This window comes from Bacillus sp. AFS053548, from assembly GCF_002575105.1.
Lineage (GTDB): Bacteria > Bacillota > Bacilli > Bacillales > Bacillaceae_G > Gottfriedia.
Map to the genome: position 1 here is coordinate 19,296 of NZ_NUHI01000014.1, position 16,678 is coordinate 35,973.

The window sequence follows — 16,678 nt, forward strand, 5'->3', positions numbered from 1 at the left end:
GTCAAATGGTCTATGAATATTTTTACTAATTATAAGAAGGGATTTCTCGTAATGTGAGGAACTTTATTTATTCTGATAAAGAGTAAAGGAGTATTAATATTCATGAAATTAATCGATCCAACATTACATAAGGATTGGGTAACACCACATTCAACAAAGTGGTATGAACAAATAGGCAAATTATATGGGGAATATAAATATCCTTGGAATTCAACAATTACAGAGCCAAATGGGGAGTTAATTTTTAATAATGAAGTATTTGAAATAATAAATAACAAAACTGTATTAGATGTAGGGTGTGGTCATGGAGAATTCACTATTAAATGTAGTGAAAAAGCAAAAGAAATTGTAGGATTTGATCTTACAAATGATTTTATTAAAAGTGGTAATGAATCAAAAAAACTAAATGTGTCTTTTATTGTTGGCAGCACAAAAAATGGATTGCCATTTGAAACAGGACAATTTGACTGTGCTTATAACAGAAAGGGACCGACTTCAGCTTATCAAGAACTTAAAAGAGTAGTAAAAAAAGGAAGCAAGATCATTGGACTTCATCCTGGTGATGATTTAGGAATTGAATTGCCTAAATTATTTCCTAATCTTTTTGAATCAATTAATAGTGAGAAATCTATTTTAAAAACGATAAGACAAAGAGTTGAATTAAGTAAGTTTGAAAGTGTAGAAATACAAGTTATTAATAGTTTTGAATTTTTACATACGCCACTGGATGTTTTAATACTAAGATGCTTCGGCCAAAAACAATCGCTAATTAAAGATATAATAGAAAATAATTTCTTAGAAGTAAAACGAATATTTGAACAAAATGCAACTAATGAAGGATTGCCGATTACTTTTTCGCGCTACATCCTTAGAGCGCAGGTTTAATTTTATTTAAGAGGATAAAGATATCCTCTTTTTTTTGAGTTTTAAACTATAAAAATATCTATCTTTATTCCATGTTTTTCTATGTAAAAAATTACCATTTATTTTATAGACATATAAACTAATCAAATTTTAATGTAAAAACATAAATTATATTGGTATGGAAAATGGACAAGAATTTATTACCAAATCGGTTTTCTAGTAAGAAAAGGTGATAATTTGGGAAAAGACAACAAAGAAAATAAAAAATCTTGTAATTGTAAAGATTGCAAATGTAAGTGTAAGAACTGTGAGTGTAATGAATGTAAGAAATGCAAATGTAAGGACAGTAAATGTAAGAATTGTAAGAGCTGTAAATGTAAAGATTCAAAGAAATGTTGCTGTTGTGATAAATGTTGTAGAGGACCTAGAGGTAAGAGAGGTAAAACTGGTCCACAAGGGCTAACTGGAGTAACCGGGGCTGCCGGATCAACTGGTCCGACTGGAGAAAGAGGAGTAACAGGTTCGACGGGCTCAACCGGAGTAACCGGAGCGAATGGTGTAACAGGAGAAGGAGGAGTAACAGGTCCGACCGGCACAACCGGAGCGAATGGTGTAACAGGAGAAAGAGGAGTAACAGGTCCGACCGGCATAACCGGAGCGACTGGTGTAACAGGAGAAAGAGGAATAACAGGTTCGATGGGCCCAACCGGAGCGAATGGTGTAACAGGAGAAAGAGGAGTAACAGGTTCGACCGGTTCAACCGGAGCGAATGGTGTAACAGGAGAAAGAGGAGTAACAGGTTTGACCGGTTCAACCGGAGCGAATGGTGTAACAGGAGAAAGAGGAATAGCAGGTTTGACTGGCACAACCGGGGTAGCCGGGGCAACAGGTGTGACGGGAGCAACAGGGGTAACAGGAGCAACGGGAACGACAGGAGCAACAGGGGTAACAGGAATAACAGGCCCAACCGGAGCAACAGGTCCAACAGGTCCAACAGGTCAAAGACCAACTCTAACATTTGCAGAAAACGCAGGATCGATTGCTGTATTCCCACCACTTAATACAGAAGTAACAATTGTAAGTATCACTCAGGCTGTACTCGCAAATCAGCAGCTTAAAATTGACTATGCAACAGCAATCGAGTTAGTGGTTACTGCAAACTGGTCAGTTACATTTGAGTTGAGACTTTATAGGGATGCAACTTTAATAGACACTAGAGTATTTAATAGTAGCCAGCCGACAGCTGGTACTCACCGATATCAATTTGCAAGTACTCAAGTTAATATAGCACCGGCAAATGCAACTTCAACCTATAGTCTTAGAGTAATATTTACTGCAATTTCGAATGTTACTTCAGCATCGGCAATTAATAGAGATATGAATATAATCACATTTACACCTTAAGAGTTAGAGTTAAATTAATAGATTAATATTTCCCCTTATAATAGACAGTTTAAAATGTTAACGCTGTTTATTAGAAGGGGCTTTTTTAATTTGAGATAAGGGCAAATGGATGAATAAAGAGCCTAATCTTCAACTAAAAACATTTTATTTTTTTTCACATACTTTAATAAAAAAAGAAAAATAAGGATGTGGAGAATTTGAATCGCTTTAATGGCCGTAAAGTCGAACAGTTACGATTTGATATTGAATTTAGAAGCCAATTTACTTTTATAGTAAATGATGAAACTTTCAGTTGTGTTTTAAAAGATATTGCTAACGATTCAGTAAATATTGTTGGAATTTTACTGACAAAAAGTGGTGAAAATAATAATTTCGTTAGACTTGTACCTGGTACAACAGAATCGCAAAATAAACATGATCTAAAAGTAGTTAAAGAAGTACTTGAATCATTTAATGTTAAATTTAAAGAAGAAACTATATTCGCTCTATTAAATATTCCCCCTAGTATTCCAGGAGTATTTAGTAAAATTTACGGTAGTTTATGGTGTAAAGTTGGTGTGAAATCATTTTTTATAGGAGAAAAAGATAGTCTTTTTTTAACCGTTTCAAATATAAAGAAAGCAACGGACATTTTAAAGAATGATTACTTGATACAATGCGATAATCATTGTGAATAGCCTTGTTCTAGATTTCTATAGTTTTAAAATAGTTGACTTAAATAAAGCTTAATCTTCATTTTTGTATAGTATATTTCTGCAATAATATGTTAGCTAATTCTATTCCATCTTCTGTTAAGTAAACTGATTTAGCACGATTACTAAAAATAATGAGATTATTATTCGATAATTTATTTAATGTATCGAATGGATAGCCTTTCCAACTTCTGAGTGAAGTTTCACCTAATACTGTGTTTTCTTCAAATGCTGTTAAATATAATAACAATAAAGTTAATTCATCGATTAGTTCTTTCATTTAAAATAATTCCTTTCTAAATTATATTAAATAAATAAGGAAATAAGAGGAAACCTTTTTAAATATAAGCTTTCCTCTTATTTATAATTAATAAACTATAAATTAGTACCCCATATTCGCGGTGAAAATAATAGCGTAATTTAATCATTTATAATTGGCATCCGATCTCTATGACCACAAACGGGACATTTAACTAGCCGTTCATATACTTTACCGGTTTTAAATGCTAAAGCAAAATTTAATTTAGATAATTTAAAGCGACTGCTACAACGAGGACAAACAAAATGAGTATTTCTTGTGCGAATTTCTGAATATTTATAGACAAACACGAATGCTAAAATTAATATAAGAATCGATTGAAAAAGACCAGCAATAAATTGATTCATATTGCAATCCCACTTTCTTTTTTATAGATAAGACCATAAAAAATTATTTTTGTTTGATAATTAAAGAACCTAAAATAAACTTAAAAAAGAAAAATAAAAAATGAGGGAAATACCAAAAATAGGAAACAATAGAAACTAAGTACAAAATACATGAATAAAGATTGAACTAAATACGAAAGGAGAAATTTATGAATTTAAAATTCTTGTTTATATTAAATGATTATCTACCTACAGAACCGGCTTATGTTGCCAATACTGGAAAATATATAGATGGTTCATTAAATATTTATTTAAATGAAACTTTATTTTTTCATGATCCGAATTTAAATCTTACTGAGTTTTCGAGTCAATTAAGTGAATGGGTTCAAAAGGTAGAAAATGGATCAAGAGATAACATGAATTATGAATCGATTAATCGAAATGAAGATCTTATGAATTTCCTATATAAAGGAGATGACAAGTGGGGGATTTATTCGGTGTGGCAAATGTTTGAACCGACAGAATATATTAATACAGAGGTATTAGTTGAGTCTGTAAATAGATTTCTTACTGCGTTAAATGATGGACTTATTGAAATCAATTATGATTATACGCTTGATAAATATAATCAGTAATTTTTATTATTAATCAATGTTGTTTTACTAAAAAGAGTTGCAAGAGTAACTCTTTTTTTAGTGCATATAGGGAAATTTTACTAATAAAAATTTGATTTCATATCCGTAATATATCTTTTTAATTATTATCTAATGGTTTAAAAGGAGTAATGGGTAAGATGTTGAATTTTATTAGAAAATCGTAAACAAAATGGAGGATTAATGAGAAAACTTCTAATCGTTTTTTTTAGTTGTATATTCCTATTTGGCTGTTCTATGAAATCAAATACTGAGAGTAAAACTAGTAAAGTTGTAGGTATTATTGGAGTTACTTCTGTAGATACAATTATTTATTCGGCGGATCAAGACTATAATTTAATTAAGAAAATCGAAAAAGGTTTTAATTTAAAGAACAATGTGGATAAACAAATGGAATCCACAGATTTAAGACTCACTTTTCTTGAGAAAGATGGTAAAAAAGAGGAATTTGAAATAAATTACAATCAAGGTATGTATTTTCAAAATGGTAACGGATATAAACTTGATTCAAAGTTAACCAAACTATTGCAGGAACAGTTTGGGAATTAAACAATAAAGAAGAGGGTTACGAAGTTCATCTATACCGCCCAGATACAGTAAAAGTATCAAAGTTTCATTAATAAAACTTCTATTTTCTAACTTTGATGGTCAAGATAATTGCTATGGACTAAATTATTTTTAAGCAGAGAATGAAATGATTAATATGCTTGGTCAAGTTATGGTATATGTAAACAATCAAGAGGAAGCAGTGAACTTTTGGACTGAGAAAGTAGGCTTTAGTATTATTTCAGATAATAATAGTGGTCAAGGAATGAGATGGATTGAAGTTGCACCTTCAAAAAACGCTGAAACAAGTATTGTACTTCATAATAGAGAATTAATTTCTAAAATGCAGCCATCTCTTAATTTAGGTACACCTTCTTTAATGTTTTTTACAAATAAACTTGATGAAATGTATAGTGATTTAACAAACAAAAAAGTAACTGTTGGTGAAATTGTTGAAATGCCAAATGGTAGAGTGTTTAACTTTGCTGATGATGAACAAAATTATTTTACTGTAATGGAAAAAAAGTAAAAGATTTACGTAATAAATTAAAGCACAGGGTAAAATTTTACCTTGTGTTTTTTTATGAATTTTATTTAAAAAATCACTTTTACCATGAAGATAAAAGTGATGTGTACCTGTTTGCCAATGCCCCCAAGAAAACAAGGTTAATACAGGGTATGTTAGGAAATGGGATTAGTTCGTTTTTCTCATATGGTAATAATTTCCTTATTGGTTAAACAAAGAAATTTATAGATTGAGGATAATCTTGGAGAGTAATTGAGATTTTTATTTTTATAAAGTAAGTAACTAATTTTCTAAGTTATCTGTTAAAATAATTCGTAAGATTAATCATAAAAGGAGAAATCAACTTATGATGAAAGTATTTTCCAAAAAAATCGTACTAATAGTCACTTCATTGATGATTTTACTAATGATAAGTGGAGCGTTAATTTCTTTAACTTATATCCCTTTAAAAGTTAAAGAAAATCAAGAGAAAATGAAATTAATAGAAAGTCATTAATATATCTTAAAAGAAGACAAATTATTTTTACTAAAAAGCTCTGAATAAGGGCTTTTTGTACTTTCGAAATTAAAATCATTTAAATTTATGCTACTACACATTTTGAATATGAATCTGGAGGGTATTTTTAATGAGTCAAAAAAGAATAAGAGATTATGGTGTTAATATTGGGTACCTAGAAACAGGAAAACTAAATTCTATTACGGATGTTGAAGGGGTTACAGTAGGTCATGTAACGATTAGCGATCAAGACATTCAAACTGGTGTTACAGCAATATTTCCTCATCAAGGTAATCTATTTAAGGATAAGTTAATCGCGTCGTCGCATGTTATTAATGGGTTTGGTAAGTCGATGGGCACGATTCAGATCAATGAGTTAGGAACGATCGAAACGCCAATTATTTTAACAAATACTCTAAGCATTGGGACAGCTGCAGACGCTTTAATTGAATATATGTTAGAACATAATCCAGAAATAGGTCGTACGACAGGTACTGTTAATCCAGTAATTTGCGAGTGTAATGATATGCTTTTAAATGATGTACGAGCTAGATTTATATCAAAAGACCATGTTTTTCAAGCATTAAGTAACGCTTCTTCAGATGTGAAAGAAGGAACTGTTGGAGCAGGAACTGGAATGCTTTGCTATTCATTAAAAGGCGGGATTGGAACTGCTTCTCGAGTGATGAAGATGGAACATGGTACATATACAATGGGTGTTTTAGTCTTATCTAACTTTGGGATTTTAAGCGATTTAAAAGTAAATGGAAAACCTGTTGGAGCAGAATTGCGAGATTATATCTTAAAAGAACGAGACGAACAAGATAAGGGTTCAATCATTATGATTGTTGCAACGGACCTGCCCGTATCTGAAAGGCAGCTAAATCGTATCATTAAAAGAACAATTACGGGTTTATCAAGAACGGGCTCAATTATTACAACAGGAAGTGGTGAAGTCGTCATTGGTTTTTCAACTGCTACAAAAATACCTCATGAAAAAACAGCGCAATGCATTACGATTCCGACTATACATGAAGAAGATATTGATCTCGCATTTAGAGCAGTAGGCGAAGCAACAGAAGAAGCGGTTTTAAACTCTTTAGTAACTGCAACACATATTGTTGGAAGAGATGGAAATGAAAGACCAGCTTTTAAAGATTTAATAGAAAAGTACAATGTTAACTTAATATAGATTATGGAATTCAAAAATCTAACTAGAAAGAAGAGACTTCTAGTTCTAATTCCGAAATAAATTTCATAAAATACTCTTAATCTTAAAGTTGGACAAGCATTAAGTTAGGAGGCTGCTATGAAAAAAATTGTATTTTTTGTTTCTACATTTGTAATTTGTTTAGGTGTTAGTTTTTTAGCTTTTGATCAAATTGGATTAAAAAAGACTAATGTTACACTAAAGGAACGCATTCAGAATGCAACTCAAAATGAAGCAATTGCCGATAAAAATATAAATATATTGAAGCTACCTTTGCCAAATTTAGATCAAAGAAAATATAGTGTGAAAAAATTACCGATCAATGGCAGCCAAATAGAAATAAAAAAATTAAATAATAAATAACTTCGAAAATTCATAAAAAATGACAGATCTAATTGTATATTAAAGGGCTGTCATTTTCTAGTTCCGGCTGAAAAAGAATCCGTTTAAATAAAAAACTCTAAAACGGTCTATAGGGAAAACAAAATTAAGTGGAACATTATAGATGTTATAATTCATTTTTTTATATTTATTAACGATTTTAATATACCAAGCAACTATAGTAATTGTTTTTTCGTAAATTAAAGATATTAAGAGCAAATTTTAGATAGTTAGTTTTATATGCATAGTTTATAAGTTGATTTACAATCTCAATTGACTTACAAACTGATTGATAAACTGTTATGTTACTCTAAGTAAAGGATATTTAGGGTTTTATCGTAAACTTTTTTGATGAATTAGTTGATTGGAATGGAGGGATGCTCGACTCCTATGGGATATGCGGGAAGGCTAAAGACCCCGCAGGCTNNAAGATTGTTTTTCAACAGCGTTAGCATTGATAATCAGCTCAATGCTATTTTTGTATTTTTTATTCTATCAATATTGTTTTTTCTTCCAGCATTAAATATGAAAGTAATCGATTAGTTATTTTTATTAAAAAAAAGTAGGACAATAACAAAACAAATAGAATAATTATTTAAAAGGAATAAAGAGTGTCATGGAGGGTAAATAATGAAAATTGGTTTTCTTATTATTGATATGCAAAAAATATTTTTAGAGGATAAAAAAGAATCATTGAATGTCGAAGGTGCTTGTGAATATATAAACTTTGTTGCTGACCGTATTCGATCTAAAAATCATCTAGTTATACATGTTCAAGATATTGAAGGAGCAGATGAACTAAATTCAGAATTACTTTCTTTCATCCCCGAAATTAAAGTTGAAGAACAAGATATTTGTGTTTCAAAAGAACATTCAAATGCATTTTGGAATACTGAGTTAGAACAGATTTTGAAAGGAAATGATGTTGAGTTAGTTATAATAGCTGGATTTGCAGCAGAACATTGTGTTCTATTTACTTATAATGGAGCTAGCGAAAGAGGATTTAAACCTGTCTTATTGCAAAATGGAATACTAAGCACAAAAAGTGATGTAATAACTCAAACGTATCGGGATCGAAACATTATTTCATACAATGTTGTACCATACATTATTTAGTATAAAAATAGATTGATAACATAAAAAGTGCTCTTATAAGTCATTGTACTTTGAGCACTATTTTTTATAGAAGAATAAAACAAAGAAACCACAAGGTAAAATGATTGATCTTGTGGTTCTAATCTTATCTATTGGGAATTTAGACAAACTTTCTCATATTCTTCTAATGAATACGGATTAATTCATAAATATCAGAGTCAAATCGAACTCTTGTATGCTTGGATTCATTTCGTTCAATTTCTTCTATTTCTTCTCGTAACTCTCCAAACCACCAAAATTTGATTTCAGTTAAAAAATTAGTAAGCATCTTATTCCCCCTAGTTTGAATAATGCCTTAACACTATTAGATTATAAATCTATTTTTTTAAGCTAAGATTAATCTGATGTAAAGGTTAGCAAAGTTTTTATGTAGTGAAAGAAGATTTATCAATTTGCTTAATTAAATAAGTGAATATATTAATTTGTAACCGTTTTAGAATTAATTTTAAATAAAGTTGAATTTGTTTAAAGGAAAATTATGGATGGATGTAGAATACTAATCTATACCTCAAAGATTTATCCTTTATGAATAAATCCCAAAAAGGAGTTGGTAGGCATGTCTAAATTTAGATTAATTCCTTACAAGCTGGAAGAAGTTAAAGGTAGTACAAATGAAGTACCACCTGGAGTTCGTTTAATTGAAGCTAAATCTATTTGGGACAAAGGGTGTCAAGGGGAAGACGTGGTTGTAGCAGTTATTGATACTGGCTGTCAGACTGACCACCCTGAATTACAAGAGCGAATTATTGGTGGATATAATTTTACTGAAGATTACGGTGGGGATCCTAACGTATTCTTAGATAATAACGGTCACGGTACACATGTATGTGGAACGATTGCAGCTTCTGAAAATGGAGAAGGTGTTGTAGGAGTAGCTCCAAAAGCTAAACTTCTCGTTTTAAAAGTACTAACTGGTGCTGGGGAAGGTAGCATTGAATCAATTGTACAAGCGATTGATTATGCGACGAATTGGAAAGGCTCTAATGGAGAAACTGTTCGAGTGATTTCAATGTCATTAGGTGGCCCAAAGGATGATTCTTCGTTACATGAAGCGATTCAAAGAGCGGTTGAACAAAATATAGCCGTTGTATGCGCAGCTGGTAACGAAGGTGATGGGGAGGGCTCAACCAATGAATATAGCTATCCAGGGGCTTACGATGAAGTTATAGAAGTAGGTTCCGTAAGTCTTCAAAAACGGCTATCAAATTTTAGTAATACAAATAACGAAATTGATTTAGTTGCGCCGGGAGAAAAGATTCTTTCGACGTATCCGACAAATCAATATGCTGTTCTTTCTGGTACATCAATGGCAACACCACATGTATCAGGGGCAATTGCATTATTAATTCAACAGTTTGAGTCTGAGAATAATGAGAAAATCACTGAACCAGATTTGTTCGAACTGCTAATAAGTCATACAGTACCAATCGGATACAGTACGTTTGAGGAAGGCCATGGACTTTTAAATCTAGGCGTAAATATACCCTCAAAATCTCCGAATGTAATAAAATAATAGGTAAAGTCCCGGGTAGTGTTGCTAGACTATTCGGGACTTTTTTGATGAATAGAAAAAAGTTAAAATTAATAGAGGTGAAATAATGTTTAAAAATCAAATAACTGAACTTTTAAATATAGAATATCCAATTATTCAGGCTCCGATGGCTGGGGGAATCACTACTTCAGATTTTGTAGCTGAAGTATCAAATTGTGGAGCTTTAGGTACAATCGGAGCAGGCTATATGACTCCATCACAAATACGTGAACAAATTAGAGAAATAAAAACGTTAACGAATAAAAATTTTGGAATTAATTTATTTGTCCCAAATGATTTTATTGTAAACGAAAATGAAATTTCAAAATCCAATGATTTATTACAACCTTTCAATGAGGATTTAAATATAAAACAAAATGATCGTATACAAGTTCAAAATTTTAATTCTTTCAATGATGCATTTCACGAACAAATAAAAGTGATCATTGAAGAAGGTGTTCCGATTTGTTCATTTACATTCGGTATACCTTCAAAGGAAATGATAAAAGAGTTAAAACTTCATAATATTATTTTGATTGGAACAGCAACTACTGTAAATGAAGCAATTGAAATTGAGAAGTCAGGAATGGATCTAATTGTCGTACAAGGTAGTGAAGCAGGTGGACATCGGGGTAATTTCTTAAACGATCATGAGGAAAGTTTAATTGGATTAATGTCGCTAATACCTCAAGTAGTTGATCAGGTTAGTATTCCAGTAATTGCAGCAGGTGGAATTATGGACGGAAGAGGCTTAATGGCGTCTCTTTGTTTAGGGGCGAAAGCTGTTCAAATGGGTACAGCTTTTCTAACCTGTATTGAAAGTGGGGCACATGAAGTACATAAGAATGCTATTCTAAATTCTACTGAAGACCAGTTAGTTTTGACCTGTGCATTTTCAGGGAAATGGGCAAGAGGAATCGAAAATAAGTTTATTAAGGAAATGAAAAAATACGAAGCTGAATTACCACAGTTTCCCGTTCAAAATACGATTACCCAAACGATGAGAAAAGCATCCTCTGTACAAAATAATAAAGAGTTTATGTCACTCTGGTCGGGACAAAGTCCTAGATTAGCTAAAAAGGAATCGGTAGAAAACTTAATAAATGAAATAATGGATGAAGCTAAAAAACTAATTCAAGGTATTGGAAAAAATTGAATTGAATGCTATGAAAATTAGTTGGTACTAATATTTTAGATTAGGAGGCTTTATGAATTATTGTGAAGGTATGAGAGAAAAGATTGGAAATGCCCCTTTAATTATTGTACGTCCAAGCGTTGCTATCCTAAATTCTGAAGGTGAAATCTTACTTCATCAATACGGAGGAGGCAATTGGGGGATACCAGGTGGGATTTTACAATTAAATGAATCGGTTGAAGAATGTATTAAGCGAACTGTTCTCGAAGAGCTCGGACTTAAGGTAAATTCTTTATCATTAATTGGTGTATATTCCGGAGCAGAATTTATAAATAAAGTTGAGGGAAGTGGAGACGAATATCATACAGTAGCAATTGGTTATATTTGTACAGATTTCGAAAATGAAATTTGTCCAGATCAAAATCAATCAATTAAAGCGGAATTCTTTCATTTAAGTCAATTGCCTGAGGATATTGATCCTTTTATAAAAAGTCAGTTGAAAAAATTAAAATTTTAGCCAAGAAAAAAAGGTTCTAATAGGTTTATTTGAAAACCTATATTGAGAACCTTTTTTTTTAGAGGTAAATAATTTATTCTTTTGTTACTTTAAAAGCATACGATCAATATACGATTTAATAGCTTCAATATTACCAGATACTTGTTCTTCTCTTTGTTCATCTTTTTTTATTTTATCTAATGATTTTTCTAGAATCGTTTTTGCTTCCGATTGAGGGATTACAACTACACCATCTGCATCACCAACAATGATATCACCTGGGTTAACTGATGTACCTCCACAAGATATTGGAATATTAATATCACCTACTCCAATTTTTCCACTTGCAGCTACGGTAGTTCCTTTACAGAATACCGGGAAATTTAATTTTTTAATACCACTTATATCTCGGATTACCCCATCAACAACTATTGCATTAACACCCATTGTTTGTGCCATTCCAACAACAAAGTCTCCTGCAATTGCCCGGTATCGATCCCCTTTTGCATCGATTACGATGACATCTCCTGGATTTGCTTCACGAATTGCCTTTAATACAGCCAAGTTATCACCAACAGGGATTTTAACAGTCAATGCTCTTCCTGCAAATCGATATTCTTCTTTTAAAGGCTTTATGGATGGATCCATATTATTTAGACCATCCATTACATCTGAAATACAAGTTGTTGGTATATTTTTAAATTGATTAAAAATAATAATCGCTCCCTTATAAATCATTTATTTAATGAAATTATATAAATAATTTGCTCTCGTGAGAATTTCGAAAAAATTATTAAGCTTGATAAAAAATAATTATTGAATTAAGAAAGGTTGCAATAAATTAATATCGAATAAAATAAGTTGATAATAAAAAATAGAGTAATCTTTAAACATCTTGAATTTAAACATCATGTAAATAAGGATCTGATTGAAGTGAAAATCAAGATACTATCATACACATTTTATAAAGAAAATACATTCCATTAAGTTTCACTACATTATTAATATTTTACATTAGGCTATTTTTAGACCAGCCCTAATTAAATTAAGAGTATGCTTAAGAATGTAACATGATTGACTTCATTTTTTAATATATAGAGATATCCTTGTATAGTAACCTTTAATTAAGGAGTTGAGGTGCTTGAGAAACAAAACTAAATACGTCTATTTAACACACAAGGTTCAAATAGAATCTACTGAAAAACTGGAAAAGCTATCCCAACTTACAGGGAAAACTAGTGCAGAATTAATCGAAAAAATGATAGAAGAAATGTATGACCTACATATAAATTCAAAAGAAAATGAAGAAAATCTTAATGAAGTTCTTAACGATGAAAATTTATTTGAAGATATTACAGATCAAGAAATAAGAGATGCAGAGCAAAGATGGCGAAACTCCAAACAAGGTATTAAAGATTTTAGTCAAAGAATGGAAGATTGGAAGACAGAAGAAAAAAGGAAAAATGCTGAGAAAGCAAAAGAATATAAAAAGAAAATAGTTGATTGGGCTAGAGTTTGGGAAGAGTATTTAAGAAATTACTCTACTTCAATCAAAAAAAATAAAAAACATAATTTCAAGTATTTCAATCCGAATGATAGTGCTGAAGTTTGGAAAAAGCAGATGAGGGAATATACAAAACTTTGGCATCCTGATTATGCACCAGACCATGGGAATCCTCAAAAGTTTGGTGAAATGAAAGCTGAATATGATATTTTAAAAGGAAAAATTCCAACTGAAGAATATAGTTTATAAATATATCGGTAATACATATATAGATTGTAAGTATAGTTCGATTTGTAATAATAGTAAAAAGTAGTGGAACTACTATCGTTCCACTACTCATTTAACCTACTGTATTTAATCTTCTTTCGCACTATCCTCAGCAATTACTCTTAGTTCTTGATAAAAAATGTCATGATTACATTCTGGATTTTCAGCTTGTTTATACTTGTCTACAATTTCAAGTAATTCACCAGTATCACCTTTTGCATTGATAATTTCTAATATTTGATTCATATCATCAGTGTATTCATCTTCTTTTTTCATTACAGTTCCTCCTTCACATTTAGATGTTAATTATTATTTACTAGCTTTATGAAAAAAATAGATCGATTTTTGAAATAGATAGACATCTAATGAAAGATTGAAGCTAGAAATTCTTACAAACCCCACCATTTTAATAAAGTGTTGTTCTTGGCCGGGCATTTCATTTTAAATTAACATTTAAATTTGAATTTTCTAGCGGAATAGTATAATTTGGATATAAATTATGATTACGAAAATACTATGGATTACCTATATACTGGAATAGAAGTAGTCAAGTCTTATTCATAAATGATTAGAAAATGGTGGGGGATTAAAAATGAACTTTAACTTTAATGAAGAACATAATAGAAAAAATACAAATAGTACAAAGTGGGACTCAGTTGATCGAGTATTTGGATGTACGGATGTACTACCTTTATGGGTTGCCGATATGGATTTTGCATGTGCACCCGGGATTGTAGAGGCTATAACGAAACGCGCTCAACATCCTATTTATGGTTATGGACATATACCTGAAGAATTTTTTGATTCAGCAATGAATTGGGCAAGTAAACGTTATAATACATCGATTAAAAGAGAATGGTTAACAAATATACCTGGTGTGGTTCCAGCATTAAATTTAGCCATTGATGCTTTCACAAAACCTGGTGATGAAATCATCATTCAGCCACCAGTTTACTTTCCATTTTTTAGTACAATTAGAAATAATGGAAGAAACATCGTTGAAAATTCTTTAATTGAAGAAGATGGTTATTATTATATGGATTTAGAAGATCTAGAAAATAAAATTTCTTCTAAAACTAAAATGATTATTCTATGTAGCCCTGCAAATCCTGTTGGAAGAGTCTGGACGAAAGAGGAATTATCAGGTTTATTTGAAATATGTAAAAGGAATAAAATTGTTGTAATAGCTGATGAAATTCATGCTGATTTAGTCTACAAGAAAGGTAGTCACATACCTTTTTATTCATTAAGTGAAGATGCAGAAAATATGAGTATTACATTTATGTCGCCAAGCAAAACATTCAATATTGCAGGCTTATTTTCGTCACTTGCTGTTATTCCAAATCAAGATTTATTTACAGAGTTTTCTCATGCAATTGCTCGTTCAAGTTTAGAAAACTTAAATATTTTCGGAATTGAAGCAGTTATAGCAGCTTATAACGAAGGTGAAAAATGGCTTGATGAATTATTGATTTATTTAAAAGGAAACGCGGAGTTTATACATAATTACTTAAAAACAAATATTCCAGAAGTAAAAATGAGAGTGACAGAAGCGACGTACTTAGGGTGGCTTGATTTTAGAGGTTTAGGCTTAAGAGGTACCCAATTAAACGAATTTATGATTAATGATGCTAAATTAGGTTTAAATGAAGGTCGGGGTTTTGGAATAAATGGTGATGGTTTTATGAGATTGAATTACGCATGTACACGTAAAACATTAGAAGAAGCTATGACACGATTAGAGAAAGCTGTAAAAGCTAGTAAGAAATAGATAAGGAGAGAGCATTTATGACGTTAAAAATAACACCATGTATTGTTATGAGTGGGAATGCTAAAGAAGCAGTTTATTTTTATGAAAAAGAACTTGAAGCAGAAGTTGTAAATATACAAACTTACGGTGATATGCCAATACCTTGTCCAGAAGCATTAAAAAATAGTGTTGCAAATGCAATTTTAAAAATCGGAGAAAGTGACCTTATGTTATTCGATGCCCCGATTCAATCGAATCCGAATATAGACAATGATTTTCAACAAAATGCACCTAATTATCAAAATAGAAAAGTAGAAGTCACCATTAATATTTCAATTGATAGCGTGGAAAAAACAAAGCGCATTTTTAATTCATTACAACAAGATGGCAATGTTATTGCCCCGTTAGAAGCAGTACCATTTAGTCCCGCATTCGGAACAGTTACAGACAAGTTCGGCGTTACATTCATATTGATCACGCAAAAGTAAAATACAAATAATTTATTAGTTTGATTGCAAAAATGGGGAGATTAGATGGATAAAATAAATGTTGAATTAGTAAAACAATTAATTAAAGAACAATTTCCAATTTGGACTCCATTAGAAATAAAGCCTGTAGAATTAAGTGGAAACGATAACAGGACGTTCCATTTAGGGGATAAGATGAGTGTAAGATTACCAAGCGCAGAATGCTATGTTCCTCAGGTTGAAAAAGAGCTTAAATGGTTACCCATTTTAGCGAATAAACTAAGTTTACAAATTTCAAAACCATTAGCAAAAGGAAGTCCTAGTAATGACTATCCTTGGCCATGGACAATCAACGAATGGATTGACGGAGAATCTTTAAGCAAAGAAAATATAAGTGATTTAAGTCAATTTGCAAAAGATTTAGGTCACTTTTTAAAAGAATTCCAGTCAATTGATGCTAATGGAGGACCGATTGCAGGAAAGCATAATTTCTTTAGGGGTGGAAACTTAGCTGTTTACGATCAAGAAACTAGGGATTCAATAGAACAAACAAAAGAGTTTTTTAACAAAGATTTACTATCAGAAATTTGGGAAACAGCACTCAGTTCCAAATGGGAGTATGAACCAGTATGGGTGCATGGCGATATTGCGCCTGGAAACTTACTTGTTAAAAATGGAAAGCTATGTGCGGTCATTGATTTTGGAATACTAGGAGTAGGTGATCCTTCATGTGATGCAGCAATGGCATGGACATTTTTTGATACTGATAGTAGAAACGTTTTTAAAAAGGTTTTAAACTTTGATGAAAATACTTGGAATAGAGCGAGAGGCTGGGCTCTATGGAAGGCTTTAATTACATTTAATGCAAATAAAGATTATTCTACAACGATAAGAGAAGAATCATTTAATACGATAAATGTCATCATGAATGATTTTAAATCTTAAATGGATGAAAT

Annotated in this window: 22 protein-coding genes; 17 read left to right on the top strand and 5 right to left on the bottom strand. The window is 31.3% G+C overall.

The features are described 5' to 3' along the window. Positions 1 to 102 precede the first annotated feature (102 nt). The 3 genes from CN946_RS07365 to CN946_RS07375 all read left to right on the top strand — a co-directional run bounded on the left by CN946_RS07365 (position 103) and on the right by CN946_RS07375 (position 2,945). The gene (locus CN946_RS07365; protein WP_286133856.1) at positions 103 to 885 is read left to right on the top strand and encodes a class I SAM-dependent methyltransferase; all 783 of its coding nucleotides are present in this window, start codon (positions 103 to 105) and stop codon (positions 883 to 885) included. 216 nt (positions 886 to 1,101) lie between these two features. Beyond that, complete coding sequence (locus CN946_RS07370; RefSeq protein WP_141546877.1) at positions 1,102 to 2,268, top strand: collagen-like domain-containing protein; 1,167 nt, start codon at positions 1,102 to 1,104, stop codon at positions 2,266 to 2,268. 197 nt (positions 2,269 to 2,465) lie between these two features. Then, the gene (locus CN946_RS07375) at positions 2,466 to 2,945 is read left to right on the top strand and encodes a hypothetical protein (RefSeq protein WP_098860554.1); all 480 of its coding nucleotides are present in this window, start codon (positions 2,466 to 2,468) and stop codon (positions 2,943 to 2,945) included. Positions 2,946 to 3,000: 55 nt separating this feature from the next. Here the strand turns inward: CN946_RS07375 and CN946_RS07380 are convergent, their stop codons facing one another. Together CN946_RS07380 and CN946_RS07385 are read right to left on the bottom strand one after the other, a co-directional pair. Then, the gene (locus CN946_RS07380) at positions 3,001 to 3,240 is read right to left on the bottom strand and encodes a DUF6429 family protein (RefSeq protein ID WP_098860555.1); all 240 of its coding nucleotides are present in this window, start codon (positions 3,238 to 3,240) and stop codon (positions 3,001 to 3,003) included. A 140-nt stretch (positions 3,241 to 3,380) separates the two neighbouring features. Further along, positions 3,381 to 3,626, bottom strand: a complete 246-nt coding sequence (locus CN946_RS07385; RefSeq protein ID WP_098860556.1) for a hypothetical protein — start codon at positions 3,624 to 3,626, stop codon at positions 3,381 to 3,383. Positions 3,627 to 3,814: 188 nt separating this feature from the next. Between CN946_RS07385 and CN946_RS07390 the strand changes: the two genes are divergently transcribed. The 7 genes from CN946_RS07390 (at position 3,815) to CN946_RS07415 (ending at position 8,533) form a co-directional block, all read left to right on the top strand. Continuing rightward, on the top strand, positions 3,815 to 4,240 hold the full coding sequence (locus tag CN946_RS07390; protein WP_098860557.1) for a DUF7878 domain-containing protein: 426 nt from the start codon (positions 3,815 to 3,817) through the stop codon (positions 4,238 to 4,240). Positions 4,241 to 4,441: 201 nt separating this feature from the next. After that, on the top strand, positions 4,442 to 4,807 hold the full coding sequence (locus CN946_RS07395; RefSeq protein ID WP_098860558.1) for a hypothetical protein: 366 nt from the start codon (positions 4,442 to 4,444) through the stop codon (positions 4,805 to 4,807). 145 nt (positions 4,808 to 4,952) lie between these two features. Beyond that, a complete protein-coding gene (locus tag CN946_RS07400) occupies positions 4,953 to 5,333 on the top strand; it encodes a VOC family protein (protein WP_098860559.1) in 381 nt (126 codons plus the stop codon). A gap of 343 nt (positions 5,334 to 5,676) precedes the next feature. Next, a complete protein-coding gene (locus CN946_RS23350) occupies positions 5,677 to 5,826 on the top strand; it encodes a hypothetical protein (protein ID WP_176547244.1) in 150 nt (49 codons plus the stop codon). Between the two features lie 130 nt (positions 5,827 to 5,956). Beyond that, a complete protein-coding gene (locus CN946_RS07405) occupies positions 5,957 to 7,018 on the top strand; it encodes a DmpA family aminopeptidase (RefSeq protein ID WP_098860560.1) in 1,062 nt (353 codons plus the stop codon). Positions 7,019 to 7,135: 117 nt separating this feature from the next. Beyond that, on the top strand, positions 7,136 to 7,399 hold the full coding sequence (locus CN946_RS07410) for a hypothetical protein (RefSeq protein ID WP_098860561.1): 264 nt from the start codon (positions 7,136 to 7,138) through the stop codon (positions 7,397 to 7,399). Between the two features lie 648 nt (positions 7,400 to 8,047). Next, the gene (locus CN946_RS07415; protein ID WP_098860562.1) at positions 8,048 to 8,533 is read left to right on the top strand and encodes a cysteine hydrolase family protein; all 486 of its coding nucleotides are present in this window, start codon (positions 8,048 to 8,050) and stop codon (positions 8,531 to 8,533) included. 163 nt (positions 8,534 to 8,696) lie between these two features. Here the strand turns inward: CN946_RS07415 and CN946_RS23355 are convergent, their stop codons facing one another. Further along, on the bottom strand, positions 8,697 to 8,840 hold the full coding sequence (locus tag CN946_RS23355) for a hypothetical protein (protein ID WP_176547245.1): 144 nt from the start codon (positions 8,838 to 8,840) through the stop codon (positions 8,697 to 8,699). Between the two features lie 288 nt (positions 8,841 to 9,128). On the opposite strand from CN946_RS23355, the gene CN946_RS07420 reads away from it, so the two are divergent. From CN946_RS07420 to CN946_RS07430, 3 genes are all read left to right on the top strand, one after another. Next, the gene (locus tag CN946_RS07420) at positions 9,129 to 10,085 is read left to right on the top strand and encodes a S8 family peptidase (RefSeq protein WP_098860563.1); all 957 of its coding nucleotides are present in this window, start codon (positions 9,129 to 9,131) and stop codon (positions 10,083 to 10,085) included. A gap of 67 nt (positions 10,086 to 10,152) precedes the next feature. Further along, on the top strand, positions 10,153 to 11,259 hold the full coding sequence (locus tag CN946_RS07425) for an NAD(P)H-dependent flavin oxidoreductase (protein WP_286133876.1): 1,107 nt from the start codon (positions 10,153 to 10,155) through the stop codon (positions 11,257 to 11,259). A gap of 52 nt (positions 11,260 to 11,311) precedes the next feature. Then, positions 11,312 to 11,755 (top strand): NUDIX domain-containing protein, encoded by a 444-nt coding sequence (locus CN946_RS07430; protein ID WP_098860565.1) that lies wholly within the window; start codon positions 11,312 to 11,314, stop codon positions 11,753 to 11,755. 84 nt (positions 11,756 to 11,839) lie between these two features. Here CN946_RS07430 and CN946_RS07435 read toward each other — a convergent pair whose 3' ends face one another. Next, positions 11,840 to 12,472, bottom strand: coding sequence for an RraA family protein (locus CN946_RS07435; RefSeq protein ID WP_098860566.1), 633 nt, complete (start codon positions 12,470 to 12,472; stop codon positions 11,840 to 11,842). Between the two features lie 403 nt (positions 12,473 to 12,875). On the opposite strand from CN946_RS07435, the gene CN946_RS07440 reads away from it, so the two are divergent. Further along, positions 12,876 to 13,487 (top strand): hypothetical protein, encoded by a 612-nt coding sequence (locus CN946_RS07440; protein WP_098860567.1) that lies wholly within the window; start codon positions 12,876 to 12,878, stop codon positions 13,485 to 13,487. Between the two features lie 105 nt (positions 13,488 to 13,592). Here the strand turns inward: CN946_RS07440 and CN946_RS07445 are convergent, their stop codons facing one another. Beyond that, entirely contained in the window at positions 13,593 to 13,781 is a 189-nt protein-coding gene (locus CN946_RS07445; RefSeq protein WP_097978761.1) for a hypothetical protein, read from the bottom strand. A gap of 316 nt (positions 13,782 to 14,097) precedes the next feature. On the opposite strand from CN946_RS07445, the gene CN946_RS07450 reads away from it, so the two are divergent. From CN946_RS07450 to CN946_RS07460, 3 genes are read left to right on the top strand one after another with little or no spacing between them, the layout of a single operon-like run. Then, a complete protein-coding gene (locus tag CN946_RS07450) occupies positions 14,098 to 15,276 on the top strand; it encodes a MalY/PatB family protein (RefSeq protein ID WP_098860568.1) in 1,179 nt (392 codons plus the stop codon). 17 nt (positions 15,277 to 15,293) lie between these two features. Then, on the top strand, positions 15,294 to 15,743 hold the full coding sequence (locus CN946_RS07455) for a VOC family protein (protein WP_098860569.1): 450 nt from the start codon (positions 15,294 to 15,296) through the stop codon (positions 15,741 to 15,743). A gap of 45 nt (positions 15,744 to 15,788) precedes the next feature. After that, positions 15,789 to 16,667, top strand: a complete 879-nt coding sequence (locus CN946_RS07460) for an aminoglycoside phosphotransferase family protein (protein WP_098860570.1) — start codon at positions 15,789 to 15,791, stop codon at positions 16,665 to 16,667. The last annotated feature ends 11 nt before the right edge of the window (positions 16,668 to 16,678 follow it).

Bases quoted from the DNA above. Each gene is read 5' to 3' on its own strand.
- CN946_RS07415 (WP_098860562.1), top strand. From the start codon at position 8,048: ATGAAAATTGGTTTTCTTATTATTGATATGCAAAAAATATTTTTAGAG.
- CN946_RS07395 (WP_098860558.1), top strand. From the start codon at position 4,442: ATGAGAAAACTTCTAATCGTTTTTTTTAGTTGTATATTCCTATTTGGC.
- CN946_RS07460 (WP_098860570.1), top strand. From the start codon at position 15,789: ATGGATAAAATAAATGTTGAATTAGTAAAACAATTAATTAAAGAACAA.
- CN946_RS07380 (WP_098860555.1), bottom strand. From the start codon at position 3,240: ATGAAAGAACTAATCGATGAATTAACTTTATTGTTATTATATTTAACA.
- CN946_RS07445 (WP_097978761.1), bottom strand. From the start codon at position 13,781: ATGAAAAAAGAAGATGAATACACTGATGATATGAATCAAATATTAGAA.
- CN946_RS07455 (WP_098860569.1), top strand. From the start codon at position 15,294: ATGACGTTAAAAATAACACCATGTATTGTTATGAGTGGGAATGCTAAA.
- CN946_RS07400 (WP_098860559.1), top strand. From the start codon at position 4,953: ATGATTAATATGCTTGGTCAAGTTATGGTATATGTAAACAATCAAGAG.
- CN946_RS07420 (WP_098860563.1), top strand. From the start codon at position 9,129: ATGTCTAAATTTAGATTAATTCCTTACAAGCTGGAAGAAGTTAAAGGT.
- CN946_RS23355 (WP_176547245.1), bottom strand. From the start codon at position 8,840: ATGCTTACTAATTTTTTAACTGAAATCAAATTTTGGTGGTTTGGAGAG.
- CN946_RS07365 (WP_286133856.1), top strand. From the start codon at position 103: ATGAAATTAATCGATCCAACATTACATAAGGATTGGGTAACACCACAT.
- CN946_RS07435 (WP_098860566.1), bottom strand. From the start codon at position 12,472: ATGATTTATAAGGGAGCGATTATTATTTTTAATCAATTTAAAAATATA.
- CN946_RS07430 (WP_098860565.1), top strand. From the start codon at position 11,312: ATGAATTATTGTGAAGGTATGAGAGAAAAGATTGGAAATGCCCCTTTA.
- CN946_RS07410 (WP_098860561.1), top strand. From the start codon at position 7,136: ATGAAAAAAATTGTATTTTTTGTTTCTACATTTGTAATTTGTTTAGGT.
- CN946_RS07390 (WP_098860557.1), top strand. From the start codon at position 3,815: ATGAATTTAAAATTCTTGTTTATATTAAATGATTATCTACCTACAGAA.
- CN946_RS23350 (WP_176547244.1), top strand. From the start codon at position 5,677: ATGATGAAAGTATTTTCCAAAAAAATCGTACTAATAGTCACTTCATTG.
- CN946_RS07405 (WP_098860560.1), top strand. From the start codon at position 5,957: ATGAGTCAAAAAAGAATAAGAGATTATGGTGTTAATATTGGGTACCTA.
- CN946_RS07385 (WP_098860556.1), bottom strand. From the start codon at position 3,626: ATGAATCAATTTATTGCTGGTCTTTTTCAATCGATTCTTATATTAATT.
- CN946_RS07450 (WP_098860568.1), top strand. From the start codon at position 14,098: ATGAACTTTAACTTTAATGAAGAACATAATAGAAAAAATACAAATAGT.